18 protein-coding genes are annotated in these 17,083 nt (G+C 67.3%); 7 read left to right on the top strand and 11 right to left on the bottom strand.

Going from position 1 to position 17,083, the window contains the following annotated elements:
- Window positions 1-58: 58 nt before the first annotated feature.
- Together HOP58_RS01365 and HOP58_RS01360 are read left to right on the top strand one after the other, a co-directional pair.
- Complete coding sequence (locus HOP58_RS01365; RefSeq protein ID WP_234259308.1) at window positions 59-940, top strand: NAD(P)-dependent oxidoreductase; 882 nt, start codon at window positions 59-61, stop codon at window positions 938-940.
- Window positions 937-2,487: an aldehyde dehydrogenase family protein gene (locus HOP58_RS01360; RefSeq protein WP_234259307.1), complete on the top strand. Its 1,551-nt coding sequence runs from the start codon at window positions 937-939 to the stop codon at window positions 2,485-2,487. Before HOP58_RS01365 ends, HOP58_RS01360 begins: the two co-directional genes overlap by 4 nt.
- Here HOP58_RS01360 and HOP58_RS01355 read toward each other — a convergent pair.
- The 4 genes from HOP58_RS01355 to HOP58_RS01340 all read right to left on the bottom strand — a co-directional run bounded on the left by HOP58_RS01355 (window position 2,484) and on the right by HOP58_RS01340 (window position 5,537).
- A complete protein-coding gene (locus tag HOP58_RS01355) occupies window positions 2,484-3,413 on the bottom strand; it encodes a LysR family transcriptional regulator (protein ID WP_234259306.1) in 930 nt (309 codons plus the stop codon). The genes HOP58_RS01360 and HOP58_RS01355 overlap by 4 nt on opposite strands.
- A 49-nt stretch (window positions 3,414-3,462) precedes the next feature.
- Window positions 3,463-3,819, bottom strand: coding sequence for a hypothetical protein (locus tag HOP58_RS01350; RefSeq protein WP_010625918.1), 357 nt, complete (start codon window positions 3,817-3,819; stop codon window positions 3,463-3,465).
- A gap of 79 nt (window positions 3,820-3,898) precedes the next feature.
- Window positions 3,899-4,177 (bottom strand): HU family DNA-binding protein, encoded by a 279-nt coding sequence (locus tag HOP58_RS01345; protein WP_010625919.1) that lies wholly within the window; start codon window positions 4,175-4,177, stop codon window positions 3,899-3,901.
- Between the two features lie 199 nt (window positions 4,178-4,376).
- On the bottom strand, window positions 4,377-5,537 hold the full coding sequence (locus tag HOP58_RS01340; protein ID WP_234259305.1) for an FAD-dependent oxidoreductase: 1,161 nt from the start codon (window positions 5,535-5,537) through the stop codon (window positions 4,377-4,379).
- A gap of 106 nt (window positions 5,538-5,643) precedes the next feature.
- Here HOP58_RS01340 and HOP58_RS01335 point away from each other — a divergent pair, with 106 nt between their 5' ends.
- The 4 genes from HOP58_RS01335 to phoR all read left to right on the top strand — a co-directional run bounded on the left by HOP58_RS01335 (window position 5,644) and on the right by phoR (window position 9,218).
- Window positions 5,644-6,201: a chorismate lyase gene (locus tag HOP58_RS01335; protein ID WP_234259304.1), complete on the top strand. Its 558-nt coding sequence runs from the start codon at window positions 5,644-5,646 to the stop codon at window positions 6,199-6,201.
- 29 nt (window positions 6,202-6,230) lie between these two features.
- Entirely contained in the window at window positions 6,231-7,124 is an 894-nt protein-coding gene (gene ubiA, locus HOP58_RS01330; protein ID WP_234259303.1) for a 4-hydroxybenzoate octaprenyltransferase, read from the top strand.
- Window positions 7,125-7,207: 83 nt separating this feature from the next.
- Window positions 7,208-7,897 carry a phosphate regulon transcriptional regulator PhoB gene (phoB, locus tag HOP58_RS01325; protein WP_234259302.1) on the top strand — a complete coding sequence of 230 codons (690 nt, stop codon included), beginning with the start codon at window positions 7,208-7,210 and terminating at the stop codon, window positions 7,895-7,897.
- A 1-nt stretch (window position 7,898) separates the two neighbouring features.
- Window positions 7,899-9,218: a phosphate regulon sensor histidine kinase PhoR gene (gene phoR, locus HOP58_RS01320; RefSeq protein WP_234259301.1), complete on the top strand. Its 1,320-nt coding sequence runs from the start codon at window positions 7,899-7,901 to the stop codon at window positions 9,216-9,218.
- Window positions 9,219-9,246: 28 nt separating this feature from the next.
- On the opposite strand, the gene cysZ is transcribed toward phoR, so the two are convergent.
- The 6 genes from cysZ to HOP58_RS01290 are packed head-to-tail and all read right to left on the bottom strand — an operon-like array spanning window position 9,247 to window position 15,256.
- Entirely contained in the window at window positions 9,247-9,978 is a 732-nt protein-coding gene (cysZ, locus tag HOP58_RS01315) for a sulfate transporter CysZ (RefSeq protein ID WP_234259299.1), read from the bottom strand.
- Between the two features lie 5 nt (window positions 9,979-9,983).
- Window positions 9,984-10,712 (bottom strand): phosphate signaling complex protein PhoU, encoded by a 729-nt coding sequence (phoU, locus tag HOP58_RS01310; RefSeq protein ID WP_010625927.1) that lies wholly within the window; start codon window positions 10,710-10,712, stop codon window positions 9,984-9,986.
- 25 nt (window positions 10,713-10,737) lie between these two features.
- Window positions 10,738-11,553 (bottom strand): phosphate ABC transporter ATP-binding protein PstB, encoded by an 816-nt coding sequence (pstB, locus tag HOP58_RS01305; RefSeq protein ID WP_234253434.1) that lies wholly within the window; start codon window positions 11,551-11,553, stop codon window positions 10,738-10,740.
- A 17-nt stretch (window positions 11,554-11,570) separates the two neighbouring features.
- The gene (gene pstA, locus HOP58_RS01300; RefSeq protein WP_234259297.1) at window positions 11,571-13,115 is read right to left on the bottom strand and encodes a phosphate ABC transporter permease PstA; all 1,545 of its coding nucleotides are present in this window, start codon (window positions 13,113-13,115) and stop codon (window positions 11,571-11,573) included.
- Window positions 13,112-14,245 (bottom strand): ABC transporter permease subunit, encoded by a 1,134-nt coding sequence (locus HOP58_RS01295; protein ID WP_234259295.1) that lies wholly within the window; start codon window positions 14,243-14,245, stop codon window positions 13,112-13,114. The genes pstA and HOP58_RS01295 overlap by 4 nt, the downstream gene beginning before the upstream one ends.
- Before the next feature lie 45 nt (window positions 14,246-14,290).
- Entirely contained in the window at window positions 14,291-15,256 is a 966-nt protein-coding gene (locus HOP58_RS01290; protein WP_234259293.1) for a phosphate ABC transporter substrate-binding protein, read from the bottom strand.
- Between the two features lie 154 nt (window positions 15,257-15,410).
- Here HOP58_RS01290 and HOP58_RS01285 point away from each other — a divergent pair, with 154 nt between their 5' ends.
- Window positions 15,411-15,818, top strand: a complete 408-nt coding sequence (locus HOP58_RS01285) for a hotdog domain-containing protein (RefSeq protein ID WP_234253430.1) — start codon at window positions 15,411-15,413, stop codon at window positions 15,816-15,818.
- Between the two features lie 58 nt (window positions 15,819-15,876).
- Here HOP58_RS01285 and HOP58_RS01280 read toward each other — a convergent pair whose 3' ends face one another.
- Window positions 15,877-16,965 (bottom strand): TRAP transporter substrate-binding protein, encoded by a 1,089-nt coding sequence (locus HOP58_RS01280; protein ID WP_010625933.1) that lies wholly within the window; start codon window positions 16,963-16,965, stop codon window positions 15,877-15,879.
- Window positions 16,966-17,083 lie beyond the last annotated feature (118 nt).

Raw genomic sequence — 17,083 nt, 5'->3', positions numbered from 1 at the left:
CGGCCCGGATCGACGCGCCTGCCAGGCACGACATCCTGCATCTTCTTGAGGAACGAGCATGAGAATCTGCGTTATCGGCCTCGGCCAGATGGGCGGCAACATGGCCCTGACCCTGCAAGCCGCCGGCTTCGACGTCACCGGCAGCGACCTGTTCGACAGCGCCCGCCAGCGCCTGGCCGAGCAAGGGCTGCCTGTGGTCGCCCCCGACGAACTGCCACCGTGCGACGTCTACCTGCTGTCGCTGCCCACCTCGGCCCAAGTGCGAGAGGTGATCGAAACTTCGCCCGGTCTGCTCGGCCTGGCGCCGAAGGGCAGCGTCATCGTCGATACCTCGACCTCGGATCCGGTGGTCAGTCGGGAGTTGGCCGCCAAGGTCGAGGCCGCCGGGCTGGCGTGGCTCGACGCCCCGGTCAGCGGCGGTCCCAAGGGGGCGGCGACGGGCAAGCTCGGCATGCTGCTGGGCGGCGAGACGGCCACCATCGAGCGCCTGGTGCCAATGCTCGAGGCGATGTCGGCCCGCTACACCCACGTCGGTGGACCGGGCAGCGGTCATGTGGTCAAGCTGGCCAACAACTACCTGTGCGCCGCCCACCTGCTGACCACTGCCGAGGCGGTGGCCATGGCCGCCCGCGCCGGGGTAGATCCCGCCGCCTGTCTGGCCGGGCTCAACAGCGGCTCGGGGCGCAGCGCGGTCAGTGAGGTCAACTTCCCCGAATGGATTCTCTCCGGGCGCTTCGACTCCGGCTTCACCACCGGCCTGATGCGCAAGGACCTGCGCCTGGCCCGCGACGCCGCTGAGCGCCTCGACATGCCGCCGGGCCTGCTCCAAGCCGTGGTCGAGGCGTGGCACGCCGATCCCGCGCACCCCGCCGATAGCGACGACTTCAACCGTATCGCCGGCGCGCTGCTGGCTGCCGCCACCGAGGAGACCGCATCATGAACCGTCTCAATCGCCAGGCCCGGGAGCGTATCTCGAAGCTGCTCGATGGCTTCGGCCTTCAGGGCGCAACGCCGCTCTCCAATTGGATCGACGGCGCGCCCTGCCCGGGCGAAGGCGAGTCGATCACGCTGATCGATCCCGCCACCGGCGAGGCGCTGCTCGACTATCGCGACGCCGGCCCGGCCCTGGTCGAGCGCGCCGTTGCCGCCGCCACACGGGCACAGCAGGCCTGGATGGCGCTCACCGCCAGCGAGCGCGGCCGGCGCATGAACGCCGCCGTACGCGGCCTCGAAGGCCACGAGGAGGCGCTGGCCCAGCTCGAGAGCGTGGTGGCCGGCAAGCCGATCCGCGACTGTCGCGGCGAGGTCGGCAAGGTGCGCGAGATGTTCGAGTACTACGCCGGCTGGTGCGACAAGCAGCACGGCGAGGTGATTCCGGTACCCACCAGCCACCTCAACTACGTGCGCCACGTGCCCTATGGGGTGGTGGGCCAGATCACGCCCTGGAACGCGCCGATGTTCACCTGCGCCTGGCAGCTCGCCCCGGCCATCGCCGCCGGCAACGGCGTGGTACTCAAGCCTTCGGAGCTCACCCCCTTCACCTCGGTGACGATTGCCCGGCTGCTGGAGCAGGGCGGCCTGCCCCAAGGGCTGGTCAACATCGTCAACGGCCTGGGACCGAGCACCGGCGCGGCGCTCACCGGCAGCGAAGGCATCAGCAAACTGGTGTTCGTCGGCTCGCCCCAGAGCGGTCGCCTGATCGCCGAGGCCGCTGCCCGGCGGCTGGTGCCGAGCGTGCTGGAACTGGGCGGCAAGTCGGCCAACATCGTCTTCGCCGACGCCAGCCTCGATGCCGCCGTGGCCGGTGCCCAGGCGGCAATCTTCGCCGCGGCGGGACAGAGCTGCGTGGCCGGCTCGCGGCTGCTGGTCCAGCGCGAGGCCTTCGCGGAGGTGACCGAGCGGTTGGCGCGTGCCGCGGCCGGGATCGAAGTCGGTCTGCCCGGCGACGAGGCGACCCGCATGGGGCCGCTGCAGAACGCCCGCCAGTATGCTCACGTGACGCGTATGATCGAGGACGCCGTGGCCGCCGGCGCGCGGGTGATCGTCGGCGGCAGCCGCCCGGCCGACTTGCCCGAGGAGGCGCAGGGCTACTTCCTGGCGCCCACCGTGCTGATCGACGTTACCCCGGAAATGGAGATCGCCCGCGAGGAGGTGTTCGGCCCGGTGCTGGTGGCAATGCCCTTCGACGACGAGTCGGACGCCGTACGCCTGGCCAACGCTACCCGCTTCGGCCTGGCCGGCGCGGTGTGGACCCAGGACCCGGCCCGTGCGCACCGGGTGGCCGGCCAGCTGCGTGCCGGCACGGTGTGGATCAACGGCTACAAGGCAATCAGCGTGATGTCGCCCTTCGGCGGCTTCGGCGACAGCGGCTTCGGCCGTTCCAGCGGCCTCGACGGCCTGCGCGAGTACACCTTGCCGCAGAGCGTATGGGTGGAGACCGCCAGCGAAGCCAGCGTGGCCATGGGCTATGGTAGCGGCGTGGGTTAGCGGTTCGAAGTCGAGTCGACGTTCTGGAAGGCCTGCATCCAGCGCTGCAGGTGACGCAGCAGCAGAATGCTGGCCTTGGGCTGCTGGCGGCCGATACGGGTCACCATGTGCGCCTGGGAGCGCTGGAACAGCGGGTCGTCGACGGGACGTGCCACCAGACGTCCCTCTGCCAGGTCATCCGCCACGGCAAAGGCCGGCAGCAGGGTGATGCCCATGCCGCTGCGCACGTACTGGGCAAGAATGGCCATGGAGTTGGTGTTCATGGCCATGCGCGGCCGCAGCCGCGCCTGATGGAACGCCTCGTCCACCATATGGCGCACCTGATGGCTGGGGTCCCACATCGCCATGGGCGCCTCGCTCAGCTGCGCCAGGGTCAAGGGCTTCGTCTCTTCGGCCAGCGGATGCTCGGGCGGCAGAATGGCCATCAACGGCTGCGGGCTCGACACCCAGAAGCGCAGCTGGTGATGGGTGCGCTCATGGAACATCAGGCCGATATGCGCCTGCTCGTTGATCACCGCCTCGATGATGCCGGAGGTGCCGGCCAGGTGGATGTCGATCTGAATACCGGTATAACGCTCGGTGAATTCGCGCAGCGGCTTGGCCACCAGGTCGCCGACGAAGCCTTCTCCCACCACCAGCGATACGGTGCCGGTCTCCAGCCGCTGATAGGCTTCCAGCGAGGCGATGAAGCTCTCGTCCAGGGCACCGCGGCGCTCGCAGTACTCCAGCAGCATCTCGCCTACCGGGGTGGGCCGAATCCCCGTGCGCTTGCGCTCGATCAGCGTGGCGCCCAGCGCCTCTTCCAACAGGCTGATCTGACGGCTCACCGCCGACGGCGCGATATCCAGACGAGCGGCGGCCTGGCGCACCGAGCCCGACTCGAGGGTGACTCTGAAATAGACCAGACGCTGGTGGGGGATGTCCACGTCATGTTCCGCCGATTGAAGGCTCGATGATACGTGAAATGATGCGGATTCAGAGGTGCTTGAGCAGCTTCTGCAGCTTCTTGAGGTCGCCCGAATCGCCCACCAGACGCACCTTACCGGCCATCATGCCGTCGAGAAAGGCCTGCTGGGTCGGCTTGCGCAGCACGCGAATGGCGGTGGCTTCATCGTCGAAGCGCAGCTCCAGGTCGAGGTCCACCGGCAGCCCGGCGCCTACCTGGATGCCCTGGGGTGTCATGCGGTAATGACGGGCAATGGAGAGATCTTCGGTGGCAATGCCCCAGTCGAGACTGCGCATCTCGGTGAGCTGCTCGCGAAAACGCGGTTTGCGACGCAGCGCGCGTTTCAGCATCCACCCAAGCAGCCAAAGCATCAGACGCAGCTTCATGTCGAATCCATTTCGCGCAGGTGGTGGGGGTACCGCGGCCTGACGAGGCAGGCCGCGCCGGGTGTGATCCGAGTTCGGATCAACCCTTGCCGACGGCGTCCTTGAGCCCCTTGCCCGGCTTGAAGGCAACGGTCTTGCTGGCCGGGATGGCCAACGGCTGGCCGGTCTGCGGGTTCTTGCCGGTGCGAGCGGCGCGCTCACGCACGGTGAAGGTACCGAAACCGATCAGGGAGACGTCCTGCCCCTGAGCCACGCTGCCGGTGATCTCGTCAAGGATGACGTTGAGCACCTGGCTGGCCTTGTCCTTGGATAGTTCCGCACGCTCGGCGATTGCTGCGGCAAGTTCTGGTTTACGCATACAGCCCTCCTGATATTGGCTCTACCCCGGCAACATGCCGGTATGTTGTTATTCACGATCGAGTCAAGTTGATGATAACTGCCACTTTACCCGGGAGAGCCCGTCCCCCTTTGTTTGGGTTCTTCCCCTGCTCCTGAAGCGTCAAGCGCGGCGATCATCGACGCACCGGGCAACGAAGCCAGCCGGTGCGATGACGACACTAGCCTAGCAACGGCGGCGTTGCCCGCGCCAGCTCAACTTTCCGCTTCACGCAGCCTCCTGTCAACGCAAAGCCGATCAAACGTTCGTCTTGATCTTCGGCAAGGGCGACCAGATCGCGTCCTTCGCCCTCCACTCGCCAGCGCGCCGGCGTCTGCAGCGGCGGCAGGGACACCACCGGCAGCAGAGGGGTCTTCACCAGCACCGGCCAGGCGCCATAGCTCACCGGAGTGGGCGATCCGGCAAGCGTGCGCGCCAGCGCCTTGGCGCTGGCCTGCAGTGGCTGCACGTACATAGCATTGACCCCGTCCACACAGGCCACATCGCCGAGGGCGAAGACACCGGCAGCCGAGGTCTGCAGGTAGCGGTCGACCTGGATACCTGCCGGCCCGGCCTGCAGTCCGGCAGCCTGAGCCAGTTCGATACGCGGTCGCAGGCCGGTGGCCAGCAGCACCAGATCGGCCTCGAGCATGCTGCCATCGTCGAGCTCGAGCCCCACGTCGCTGCCGCGCTGTGCCAGCCGCTGCAGGCCGTGTCCCAGATAGAGCCCCATACCGGCTTCGACGAAGGCCTCGCCCAGGGCCTTGCCCAGAGGCTCCGGCAGCAGGCGCGGCAGCGGCGCTCGCTCAGGTGCGGCCAGGCTCACCGCATGACCTCCCGCCACCAGGTCGTTGGCGAACTCGCAGCCCACCAGGCCGGCACCGACGATGGCCACCCTGGCCGGCCGGCCCAGCGCCTCGAGGCCGGCATGAAAGCACCGGTAGTCGTCCAGGTCGTTGATGCTGAACACCCGCTCTGCGATTCCCTCGGGAATGGCGAAAGGCGTACCGGGTGCCGCACCGGTGGCCAGCACCAGCTCGCTCCAGGCCAGTCGCTCCTCGCCTATGTGCAGGGCACGGGCGTCGAGATCGATGGCATCGACCCGGGTGTGCGTGCGCAACACCGCGCCCAACTGATCGGCCACCTCCAGCGCGGTGCGCGTGGCCAGCCGCTCGGGCGGCAAGCGCTTGGCGAAGCCGGTGGAGAGCAGCGGCTTGGAATAGTCATCGCCGCTGTCGGCGGTGATCAGTGTCACGGGACGTTCGGTATCCAGGGTGCGCAACTGTTTGAGCAGGCCAATGCCTGCCATGCCGGATCCGATGATGGTCAGAGGAGCGGTCATGGGGTCCTTGTCTCGCACGGGGGCCGCCGGCTCGCGCCACGGCTCGGTCAGATTCGTTCAGGTCGCATGTTACACTATGCGCCCCTAGTTCGACCGGAGAGAGCAGGTGACCCGCAACCCCACGGCGCACCACGGCAAGCCACCCCTGTCCTTGGCCTGGCGCCCTCTGGCCGCGGGCCGGCCGGCCATGAGCCCGGCCTGGTGGGCCTGGGTGGCGACCCGCGACTCGCTCACTGCGCGCCTGACGGAGGCCGGCAACGGCCGAACCTTCCGCGTGCGCCTGCTCGAACAGCGTCTGGGGCGGCCTCGCCCCGACGAGGCCCGTGCCATGGGCCTGCCTCTCGACCGCATGGCCTGGCTGCGGGAAGTGGCCCTGTGTCTCGATGGGCGCCCCTGGGTGGTGGCCCGCTCGGTGGCCCCGCTGGCGCAGCTGCGCGGTCAGCGCCTCGAGCGACTGGGCGAGCGCTCGCTGGGCAGCTGGCTGTTCCGTCAGCCCGACCTCGAGCGCGGCCCCATCGAGGTCACTGCCGCGCCGGCTCCCTTTCACCCGCTGCCCGGTCCCTGGGGGCGTCGCTCGGTGTTTCGTCACCGCCGCTTCGCGGTGTTGGTGCAGGAGTTCTTTCTCGACGCCATGGCGGATGAACTGCAACTGCCGACACGCTAGGATGATCGGCATCGAATGAGGAGATACCGATGGATCGCTCCCTGATGCGCCCCAAGGGGCTGGCCCGCCTGCCCGATTTCCTGCACCTGATGCGGCTGGACCGCCCCATCGGCACCTGGCTGCTGATGTGGCCCACGCTGTGGGCGCTGTGGGTGGCCGCGCAAGGGCTGCCCGAGCGGCATCTGCTGCTGATCTTCGTTGCCGGGGTCTACCTGATGCGCGCCGCAGGCTGCGTGATCAACGACTACGCCGACCGCCACTTCGACGGCCACGTCAAGCGCACCAAGGACCGCCCCCTGGCCACCGGACGCATCAGCGAGCGCGAGGCCAAGGGCCTGTTCGCCGGCCTGGTCGCCTCGGCCTTCGTGCTGGTGCTCTTCACCAACCTGTTCACCGTGATGCTGTCGCTGGTGGGCGTGGCGCTGGCCTTCATCTATCCATTCATGAAGCGCTATACCCACCTGCCCCAGCTGTTCCTCGGTGCAGCGTTCTCCTGGGCCATTCCCATGGCCTTCGGCGCGGTACTGGGCCACGTACCTCTGGAAGCCTGGCTGCTGTTCGCCGCCAACCTGGCCTGGACAGTGGCCTACGACACCGAATACGCCATGGTCGACCGCGACGACGATCTGAGGATCGGCATCAAGTCCACCGCGGTGCTGTTCGGCCGCGCCGACCGCGTCATGATCGGCCTGCTGCAGTTGATTACCCTGGGCCTGCTGGGCTGGGCCGGGCTACGTCTGGGCCTCGGCGTATTCTTCTGGCTGGGCCTGGCCGGCATGGCCGCCACCTTCCTGCACCAGCAGTTCCTGATTCGCGGCCGCGAGCGTGAGCGCTGCTTTCAGGCCTTCCTCAACAACCACTGGTCAGGCCTGCTGGTATTCGCCGGCATCGCGCTGAGCCTGTGGCCCATCACCGGCGTCTAAAGCCACTGGCGGCAGTGTCATGCAAATGTCATGATCACATGGTGAGATCGTCACCGACCCGTCACTGACCGCGAGGCTTCGGGATGACCGCCAAGACCGTTTTGATCGTCGATGACGAAGCGCCAATCCGCGAGATGATCGCGGTGGCGCTGGAGATGGCCGACTATCGCGTGCTGGAAGCCGCTAATGCCCAGAGCGCCCACACCATGATCGTCGACAACCAACCCGACCTGCTGCTGCTCGACTGGATGATGCCCGGTACCAGCGGTATCGAGCTGGCGCGCCGGCTCAAGCGCGAGGAAGCCACCCGCGAGCTGCCCATCATCATGCTCACCGCCAAGAGCGAAGAGGACAACAAGATCCTCGGTCTCGAAGCCGGTGCCGACGACTACATCACCAAGCCCTTCTCGCCGCGGGAGCTGGTGGCTCGACTCAAGGCGGTACTGCGCCGGACTACGCCCAAGGGCGTCGAGGAGCCGGTGGAAGTGGACGGCCTGGTGCTCGACCCCGTCAGCCACCGGGTCAGCTCCGATGGCAAACCACTGGAGATGGGCCCGACCGAGTACCGCCTGCTACAGTTCTTCATGACCCACCAGGAGCGGGCCTATACCCGCAGTCAGCTGCTCGATCAGGTGTGGGGCGGCAACGTCTATGTGGAGGAGCGCACCGTGGACGTGCACATTCGCCGCCTGCGCAAGGCATTGGGCGAAGCCCACCAGCATCTGGTCCAGACCGTGCGCGGCACCGGCTACCGCTTCTCCAGCAAGGGCTGACGTGCGCCTCTGGAGCCATGAACTCTGGCGCCTAGGCCTGCTCGCTATCGCCGGCGCCCTCGTCGGCTGGTTGTTTTCCGCCCCCGGACTCGGGCTGGCCCTCGGGCTCGCCCTGCGTCTGGCCTATCATCTGCGACAATTGCACGCCCTGCGTCGCTGGCTCACGCGCAACCCGCACAGCGAACCGCCCGCAGCCACCGGCCTGTGGGGCGAACTGTTCGATCGCCTGTACCGCTACCAGAAAGGTCAGCGCCAGACCCAGCAGCGCCTGCAGACGACCCTCAAGCGTATCCAGGAATCTTCGGAGGCGATGCGCGACAGCGTGGTAATGCTCGACCAGCACGGCGACCTCGAATGGTGGAACAGCGCCGCCGAGCGCATGCTGGGGCTCGAGGCCGCCCACGACCGCGGCCAGCACATCACCAACCTGATCCGCGACCCGCGCTTCGTCACCTATTTCAATGCCCGCGACTACCGCGAGCCGCTGACGCTGAGCTCGCCGGTGAACGAACGCATGGTGCTGCAGTTCCAGATCACTCTCTACGGCGACGACGAGCGCCTGGTGATGGCGCGAGACATCACCCGCCTGCATCGCCTGGAGGAGATGCGCCGCGACTTCGTCGCCAACGTCTCCCATGAGCTGAGAACCCCGCTGACGGTGCTGGCAGGCTATCTCGAGACCTATGCCACCTACGCCGAGCAGCTGCCGCCGCGGCTGGCACAGGGGCTGGCCCGCATGCAGGAGCAGACCAACCGCATGCAGAATCTGGTCAACGACCTGTTGCTGCTGTCACGCCTGGAGATCGACCGCGGCGGCGAGGACCATCTGCCGCTGGCCATGGACGCCCTGCTCGAGGAGGTACGCCGCGACGCCCAGGCGCTGGCGGCGAGCCGCCAGCAGGTGCGCGTCGAGCTGGAGGAGGCTCGCCGCCTGGTCGGCAGCGATACCGAGATCCACAGCGCCCTGTCCAACCTGGCCTTCAACGCGGTGCGCTATACCCCGGAGGGCAGTCAGGTCGTGCTGCGCTGGAAGGCACACCCCAAGGGCGCGTGCCTCGAGGTGCAAGACAACGGCGAAGGCATCGATTCCGTGCACATCCCGCGCCTGACCGAACGCTTCTACCGGGTCGACAAGGGCCGCAGCAGCGAGACCGGCGGCACCGGTCTGGGGCTGGCCATCGTCAAGCACGTGCTGCTGCGCCACGACGCCTACCTGGAAATCGAATCCCGCCCCGGCCAGGGCGCGCTGTTCCGCTGCGTCTTCCCCGCCGAGCGGCTGGTGGCGGCCGAAGCAGCAGCTGATCGAATGACAGGTGCTTGATCCTCGCGGCACCGCCCCAGGATGCGTCTCAGGTGGCGGCGACATCCCCCTCGCCGCGATAGTGGCGGTCCCACATCAGCACGGCGCCGGCCACGGCACCGGGCAGCAGGAAGAGGTTGGCCAGCGGAATCCAGGTGATCAGCGTCACCCAGCCGCCGAAGGTTAGGGTCTGCCAGGAGTGCGCGCTGAGGCGGCGGCGCATGTCGGCGAAGGTCACCTTGTTGTTGTCCATGGGGTAGTCGAGGTAGGTGATCGCCATCATCCAGGCCGAGAACAGGGCCCAGAGCAGGGGGGCGAACACGTTCAGCGCGGGTATCCAACTGATCACGAACAGCGCCAGCGCCCGCGGCAGGATGTAGCCCAGCTTGACCAGCTCGCGGCCCAGGGCGTCCACCGCGGTGCGCGCCAGGCCACGGTCATCCAGCGGCGGTCGGCCGGTGGCCCGAACCTCCACCTTGGCCGCCAGAAAGCCGTAGAAAGGGGCGGCGATCAGATGGGTCACCAGGGTGAAGGTGAAGACCACGATCAACACCAGGCTCAGCACGAACAGCGGCCAGAGCAACCACTCCAGCCAGCCGAGCCAGGCCGGCACCATGGCCATCCACGCCTCCAACCAACCGCCGAAGCGGGTCACCACGAAGTAGAGCATGGCTGCATACACCGTCAGGTTGACGGCGATCGGCGCATAGACGTAGCGGCGCAGGCCGCGACCGTAGACCAGTCGCGTCCCGCGATTGAGTGCCGTGAAGGCGTCCAGCATGAACCTCAGCCCTTGCGCTTGAGCGCATCCTCGTCGATCTTGTCCGGGTCCATGTGGCGGATGTCGAGCCCCTTGACCAGATAGATGACGTATTCGGCCAGATTGTCGGCATGGTCGCCGACCCGCTCCAAGGCACGCAGGATCCACATCACGTTGAGCACCGGGCCGATGGCGCGGCTGTCCTCCATCATGAAGGTCATCAGCGAGCGCATGGCGCTGCCGTACTCGTCGTCCACCGACTCGTCTTCATGCACCACACGCAGTGCCAGCTCGGTATCGAAGCGGGCGAAGGCGGTCAGCGCGTCGCGCAGCATACCGCGCACGTGCTCGCTGATGTGGCGCACCTCTACCAGGCCGCGCACGTTGTTGCCGTTGTCGATCAGGGTCAGGGCGTTGCGCGCGATCTTGCTCGCCTCGTCGCCGATGCGCTCGAGATCCGCCGTGGCGCGGATCACCGCCAGCACCAGCCGCAGATCGGAGGCGGCCGGCTGACGCCGTGCCAGCACCCGCGTGCACTCGTCGTCGATCTTGAGCTGCATGGCGTTGACGTCGCGGTCGCGGTCGCGCACCTTCTCGGCCAGACGACTGTCGCCCTCGAGCAGTGCCTGGATCGCCTCCTGGACCTGCTGCTCGACCAGCCCGCCCATGGTCATCAATTGGGTCTTGAGGGCTTCCAGCTCCTGGTTGAACTGGCGGGAAATATGCTGACTGTGGGTATCGCTGGTGATGTCCATGGTGCTTCTCCTCGGGCGGCCTGGATCAGGCCATACGGCCGGTGATGTAGTTCTCTGTACTGCGCAGACTGGGGTTGGTGAACAGGGTATCGGTGGGGGCGTACTCCACCAGTTGGCCATCCTGCAGGAAGGCGGTGTAGTCGGAGACCCGCGCCGCCTGCTGCATGTTGTGGGTGACCAGGATCAGCGTGAGCTGCGACTTTAGACTGCGGATCAGCTCCTCGATCTTCAGCGTGGAGATCGGATCCAGTGCCGAGGCCGGCTCGTCGAGCAGCAGCACCTCGGGGCGTACCGCCAGCGAGCGGGCGATCACCAACCTCTGCTGCTGGCCGCCGGACAGCGACCAGGCCGATGCTCGCAGCCGATCCTTCACCTCATCCCACAGCGCTGCCGACTGCAGCGCCCATTCGACGATGTCGTCCATACGCCGACGCGTCAGCCCGCCCTGCAGACGCAGGCCGAAGGCCACGTTTTCGTAGATCGACATGGGGAACGGGTTAGGCACCTGAAACACCATGCCGACTCGCCGCCGCAGCTCATCCACGGCCACCTCGGGGGCGTGGATGTCTTCGCCTTCGAGCAGGATCCGGCCGCTGTGACCGACCTCCTCGTTGAGGTCATGCAGCCGGTTCAGCAGCCGCAGCAGCGTCGATTTCCCACAGCCGGAAGGCCCGATGAACGCCGTGACCCGATGCCGCGGCACGCGCAGGGTGATGTCGCGCAGGGCCGGTTTGCCGCCGTAAGCCAGACTCACCCCTTCGATCTCGAAGCAGCTGGCGGTGGGATCGAAGTCGATGATCGAGCCCGGGGCGGACGGCTGGAAGCGTGACAATAGGGTCATCGGTGGGCGTTTTCTCCTCATGGGCGCGGCTGCACGCCGTGGCGCGAACGAAAATAATGCCGCAGAAATATGGCAGTCAGGTTAAGCACCAGGATCACCATGACCAGCAGCAGCGCCGTGGCGTAGACCAGCGGCAGCGCCGCCTGGACGTCGTTGCCGTGAAAGGCCGTATCGAAGATGTGATAGCCGAGATGCATGAACTTTCGATCAAGATGGAGGAAAGGAAACTCGCCGTCCACCGGGATCTGCGGCGCCAGCTTGGCCACCCCGACCAGCATCAGCGGTGCTACTTCGCCGGCGGCGCGGGCCACGGCCAGGATCACCCCGGTGAGCATGGCCGGCACCGCCATGGGCAGCACCACCCGGATCAGGGTCTCCAGCCGTGTGGCCCCCAGCGCCAGGGCGCCTTCACGCTGCTGCACCGGAATCCGCGCCAAGCCCTCCTCGGTGGCCACGATCACCACCGGCAGGGTCAGTAGCGCCAGGGTCAGCGAGGCCCACAGCAGCCCGCCGGTACCGAAGGTGGGTGACGGCAGGGCATCGCTGAAGAACCAGTCGTCCAGGGTACCGCCAATGCCGTAGACGAAGACCCCCAGCCCGAATACGCCGTAGACGATGGAAGGCACCCCGGCCAGGTTACGCACCGCAATGCGCACCAGATTCGTCAACCGCCCCTGGTGAGCCACCTCGTTGAGATAGACCGCGGCCAGCACGCCGAAGGGCGTCACCAGCAGCGACATAAGCAGCACCATCAGCACGGTGCCGAAGATCGCCGGCCATACCCCTCCCGCGGTGTTGCCATCCCGCGGTCCTTCGGACAGAAAGCGCCATACCCCCCGCGCCCAGGCCCCGCCTTTCTCGCCAAGCGACATGGCGTTGGGCTGCCAGGCGCGCAGCACTTCATCGAGGGGCTGAACAAGGCGACGCCCATCGACGCTTTCGAGCAGCGCCGCCTGCCCGCCCATGGCCTGCTGCAGCTCACGCACTCGCGCATTGGCCTCGGCCAGCGCCTGGCGGGCTGCCGTGTCGTCCGGACGGGCATCCAGACGTCGAATCAGCGGTCGCAGCACGTCACGGCGCAGCCGGTCATGCTCGTCACGCAGCGCCTCGAGCTCCGCCAAACGCGCCTCTAACCCGGTCCAGGCCGCTTCCCGGGACTGCGCCGACAGCAGCGCATCGGACTCCCCCACCGCCAGCAGACGGCCGATGAAGGCGCCGTGCCGCCTGCGCTCCAGTACCACCAGTTCGGCTGGCCGCTCGCTGGCCACGATGGTGTCCACCGGCAGCCAGTGCCAGACATGGCCGTCCAGGTCGCGGTTGCCGGTGAAGTAGAGCCGCTCGCGTCCGGCCCGATGTTTCAGCGGCAGCTCGCGCACTGCCTGCCCCGCCAGCAGACGGCCATCCTCCAGCTCGACGAGTGTCACCGAGGCGGGCCAGAAGTGCCCGAGGCCGCGCACCGCCAGCAGTAGCAGCAAACCGCCCAGCATCAGCAGCGACAGCGCCACGCTGCCGGCGGCCAGCCAGGCCCAGGGGCCCTCGGTACGCGGCAGACGTCGACTCATGCCGCACCACCCAGCCAGCGATAGCGCCGTCTCAGGCGGCTACGCACCACCTCGGCCAAGGTGTTGACCAGGAAGGTGAACAGAAACAGCAGCAGGGCCGCCAGCATCAGCAGCACATAGGCCTCGCTGCCCGGCACGGCCTCGGGCAGTTCGACGGCGATGCCGGCCGCCATGCTGCGCATGCCCTCGAACGGGCTCAAACTCATCAAGGAGGCATTGCCGCTGGCCATCAGCACGATCATGGTCTCGCCCACGGCGCGCCCGGTACCGATCATCACGGCGGCGAAGATACCCGGTGACGCCGCCGGCAGCACCACCCGCCGCAGCGTCTGCCAGCGCGTGGCACCCAGCGCGTGGGCACCCTCGCCGAGTCGGCTCGGTACGCCGGAGAGCGCATCCTCGGCCAGGGCATAGATACTGGGCATGACGGCAAACCCCATGGCCACGCCCACGATCATGGCATTGCGCGTGGCGTAGTCGAGCCCCAGTTCACGATCCAGCCACACCCGCAGGTCGCCGCCGAACAGCAGCCCCTCGAGCCAGGGTGCAAGCGCAAAGGTCGCCAGCGCCAGCAGCAGCAGCCAGGGAACGAGCCACAGCCCGGCGCGTGCCAGCGACAGCCGGCGCCGCCAGCCCGACGGCAAGCGGCGCCAGAGGCCCGCCGCCAGCAGCACCCCCAGGGGCAACACCAGCATCAGCGTCAGGACACCGGCCAGATGACGCTCGATCCAGGGGGCCATGACCAGCCCGGCCACGAAGCCGACCACCACACCCGGCATGGCCTCCATCATTTCCAGGGTCGGCTTCATGCGGCTGCGCAAGCGCTGGGTCATGAACAGCGCCGAGTGAATGGCGGCCCCCAGTGCCAGCGGCACGGCAAAGATCATCGCCCACAGGGCCGCCTTCAGCGTCCCCCAGGCCATCGGCGTCAGCGCGAGCCGCACGCGTTCCATCTCCAGCCGGCCACCGAACAGGGCAGGCAACACCTCGACGACGAGGAAAGCCCCGATCGCCATGACCGCCACGATCACGCCGATACCGCCCGCCGCGATGAGCCCCGTGGCCAGTCGATCGAAACGTCGGCGCCAGGGCGAGCGGGGGGCGGAAACGAGATTTTGGGGCTCTATCATGATCGGCAGCCTATAGCGGCTTGATGACAGTTTCGTGACACGCGCTCAGGGCAGCGTAGCGTCGAGGCCCAGCAGCTCACGCTGGGCGGCCAGGTGCTCCTCCGACAGCGCCACGAAGCCCATCTCGGAGACCGTGCGCTGCCCCTGAGGCGACAGGATGAGATCCAGCAGCGCCCGCTCCGGCCCGGAGAGCGCCTCTCCGGGGGGAAGGTTGACGTAGAGGAAGAGCGCACGGCCAAGTGGATACTCGCCCTGGCGCACCGGTTCGGCAGCGGGAACATGCCGGCGCCCCTCGCCATCCTCTATGGCGAGGGCCTTGATCCCGGGAGTCAGGTGATTGAGGCCGACATAGCCGATGGCCTCCAGGCTTTCGGTGACCGCCGCCACCACGGCGGCAGAGCCCGGGTGCTCGTTGAGCCGTGGATTGTAGCTGCCGCCACACAGCGCCTGCTGGCGGAACAGGCCAAAGCTGCCGGAAGCGGGATTGCGCCCGTTGAGCTCGATCCTTCCCCCTCGCCCCGCGACGCCGAGCTGCTCCCAGCGCAGGATCGCCTCGTCGCCACCGCAGCGGCGCGTGGTCGAGAAAATGGCGTCGATCTCGTCAAGTCGCAGCGACTCCAGCGCATGGTGACGGTGCACGATCACCGCCAGAGCGTCTCGTGCCACCTCCACTTCCAGCACCGGGTAACCGTGCCGTTGCTGGAAGGCATCACGCTCGCTGTCGCTCATGGCCCGTGACATCGGCCCGAGCCGGGTGGTGCCGGCCGCCAGCGCCGTGGGAGCACTGGCCGAGCCGCTGGCCTGGAGCTGCAGGCGAATGCCCGGATGGCGCTCGCTGAGCTGTTCGCCCCAGCGCAGCATCAGCCCGGCCATGGTGTCGGAGCCTACCACGCCGAGCGTACCCACCGGCTCATCGCCGTGGGCCGTGGACATGGCCCAGACCAGCAGCAGCAGCACCAGACAACTGTGCCATGGCCTGCGCCGACCACGCGCCTTGCCGAAAGGGATCATGAGAGGCTCCTTGCCGCAGACTGGGAGGATCGCGCACGAGTGACGGCTTGTCGCAGCGCTGGTGAGGCCAAGGCTTGGCGTATAAGATGGCCACCAGCAAGCGCTGCAACGCAATATCGCCGCCCACAACAACAAGCCGAGCATACGACATTCCATGACCGACCTCGACGACGTTCCCGCGCCCCAGGGGCAATTGACACTCAAGCTGCTGGCCGATCGCCAGGATACCAACCTCTATGGCGACATCCCCGGTGGCTGGTTGGTGCGCCACATGGACCAGGCCGCCGAGCTGGCAGCGGGCCGCGAGGCGCGTGGCCGCACCGCGACCGTGGCCATCGAGACCATGGACTTCCTGTGTCCGGTGCGTGTCGGCTCGATGGTCAACATCTTCACTGCCGTGCGTGAGATCGGCCACAGCTCGATCAAGATCGACGTCGAAGTGTGGATTCGCCAGCCTCACGAACGCGAGAGCAGCGAGCTGCACAAGGTCACCGAGGCCCGCTTCGTGATGGTGGCGCTGGACGACAAGGGGCGCATCCGCGCGGTACGTCAGACCGGCTGAGGTTTCGGAAAGCAGCGAGGGCGCCAATAGGCGCCCTCGCTGCGTTCGACGTCGTCGATCAGGTGACGACGGTGTCGCGGGTCTTGAGATACTCGAACTCGCCCACGTCGCTGAACGGGCGAACCAGCGCCTGGAACGCGCGGTAGGACTCGTAGACCTTGGCCGAGTCGGGGTCGTTCTCCACCTGCTGCTGGATGACCCGCTGCGACGACTCGTAGAGCGCCTCGATGACGTCCTGAGGGAAGGTGCGCAGCTGCACGCCATGCTCCTCCACCAGGGTGGCCAGCGCCTGAGCGTTGCGATAGGCGAATTCGCTGATCATATCCAGGTTGGAGGCCTTGGCGGCTTCGCGCACCACGGCCTTGAGGTCGTCGGGCAGGGCGTTCCAGGCGTCCAGGTTGACGGTGCCCTCGAGCACGGCGGTCGGCTCGTTCCACGGCGAAGTGTAGTAGTAATCGGCCACCTGATGCAGGCCGAAGGCCATGTCGTTGTAGGGCCCAACCCAGTCGGCGGCGTCGAGCACGCCGGTCTGCATGGAGGTGAAGATCTCGCCGCCCGGCATGTTGACGGTGGTCACGCCGATGCCGTTCATGGCCTCGCCGGCCAGACCCGGCAGGCGCAGGCGGATGCCCTGCATGTCGGCCAGCGAGTTGATCTCGCGCTTGAACCAGCCGGCCATCTGGGCACCGGTGTTGCCCACGGCGAACGGCTTCAGGTTGTGCTTGGCGTAGATCTCGTCCCACAGCTCCTGACCGCCACCGTGGTAGAGCCAGGCATTCATTTCGGTGGTGTTCATGCCGAAGGGCACGGCGGTGAAGAACTGCGAAGCGGCGACCTTGCCGCGCCAGTAGTAGGCGGCGGAATGGCCCATCTCGGCGGTACCGGCGGCCACCGCATCGAACACTTCCATGGCGGGTACCAGCTCGCCGGCACCGTGCACGCGCACGCGCATGCGGCCGTTGGAGAGCTGTTCGATACGCTGGGCGAATGCGTTGGCACCGGTACCCAGGGCCGGGAAGTTGGTCGGCCAGGAGGTGACCATGTCCCAGGTGATGGTTTCCTGCGCTTTTGCGGTGGAGACGAAGGGGGCAGCGACGACGCCGGCAGCACCGAGGCCGGCGGTCTTGAGGAATTTACGGCGTTGCATGCGGGCATGACTCCAGGTGGTTATTCTGAGTCGCGTCTAAGGAAACACTGCACAAATGCCTGCGCGAGCGAATTGCTCAGCGCTTCCCTAATCAAGCGCGATGTGTCCGCCTGTGAGT

The organism is Halomonas sp. MCCC 1A11062 (assembly GCF_021404355.1).
Taxonomy (GTDB): domain Bacteria; phylum Pseudomonadota; class Gammaproteobacteria; order Pseudomonadales; family Halomonadaceae; genus Halomonas; species Halomonas aerodenitrificans.
The sequence above is the reverse complement of the archived record's forward strand: the minus strand, read 5'-3'. Positions and strand labels throughout refer to the sequence as shown.

What these genes read in the sequence shown, in the direction of transcription:
- HOP58_RS01290 (WP_234259293.1), bottom strand. Translation starts at nt 15,256, where the DNA reads ATGATCCCTTTCGGCAAGGCGCGTGGTCGGCGCAGGCCATGGCACAGT.
- HOP58_RS01345 (WP_010625919.1), bottom strand. Translation starts at nt 4,177, where the DNA reads ATGCGTAAACCAGAACTTGCCGCAGCAATCGCCGAGCGTGCGGAACTA.
- ubiA (WP_234259303.1), top strand. Translation starts at nt 6,231, where the DNA reads ATGGATCGCTCCCTGATGCGCCCCAAGGGGCTGGCCCGCCTGCCCGAT.
- HOP58_RS01360 (WP_234259307.1), top strand. Translation starts at nt 937, where the DNA reads ATGAACCGTCTCAATCGCCAGGCCCGGGAGCGTATCTCGAAGCTGCTC.
- HOP58_RS01350 (WP_010625918.1), bottom strand. Translation starts at nt 3,819, where the DNA reads ATGAAGCTGCGTCTGATGCTTTGGCTGCTTGGGTGGATGCTGAAACGC.
- phoU (WP_010625927.1), bottom strand. Translation starts at nt 10,712, where the DNA reads ATGGACATCACCAGCGATACCCACAGTCAGCATATTTCCCGCCAGTTC.
- HOP58_RS01285 (WP_234253430.1), top strand. Translation starts at nt 15,411, where the DNA reads ATGACCGACCTCGACGACGTTCCCGCGCCCCAGGGGCAATTGACACTC.
- pstA (WP_234259297.1), bottom strand. Translation starts at nt 13,115, where the DNA reads ATGAGTCGACGTCTGCCGCGTACCGAGGGCCCCTGGGCCTGGCTGGCC.
- HOP58_RS01280 (WP_010625933.1), bottom strand. Translation starts at nt 16,965, where the DNA reads ATGCAACGCCGTAAATTCCTCAAGACCGCCGGCCTCGGTGCTGCCGGC.
- phoB (WP_234259302.1), top strand. Translation starts at nt 7,208, where the DNA reads ATGACCGCCAAGACCGTTTTGATCGTCGATGACGAAGCGCCAATCCGC.
- HOP58_RS01295 (WP_234259295.1), bottom strand. Translation starts at nt 14,245, where the DNA reads ATGATAGAGCCCCAAAATCTCGTTTCCGCCCCCCGCTCGCCCTGGCGC.
- HOP58_RS01365 (WP_234259308.1), top strand. Translation starts at nt 59, where the DNA reads ATGAGAATCTGCGTTATCGGCCTCGGCCAGATGGGCGGCAACATGGCC.
- pstB (WP_234253434.1), bottom strand. Translation starts at nt 11,553, where the DNA reads ATGACCCTATTGTCACGCTTCCAGCCGTCCGCCCCGGGCTCGATCATC.
- cysZ (WP_234259299.1), bottom strand. Translation starts at nt 9,978, where the DNA reads ATGCTGGACGCCTTCACGGCACTCAATCGCGGGACGCGACTGGTCTAC.
- HOP58_RS01340 (WP_234259305.1), bottom strand. Translation starts at nt 5,537, where the DNA reads ATGACCGCTCCTCTGACCATCATCGGATCCGGCATGGCAGGCATTGGC.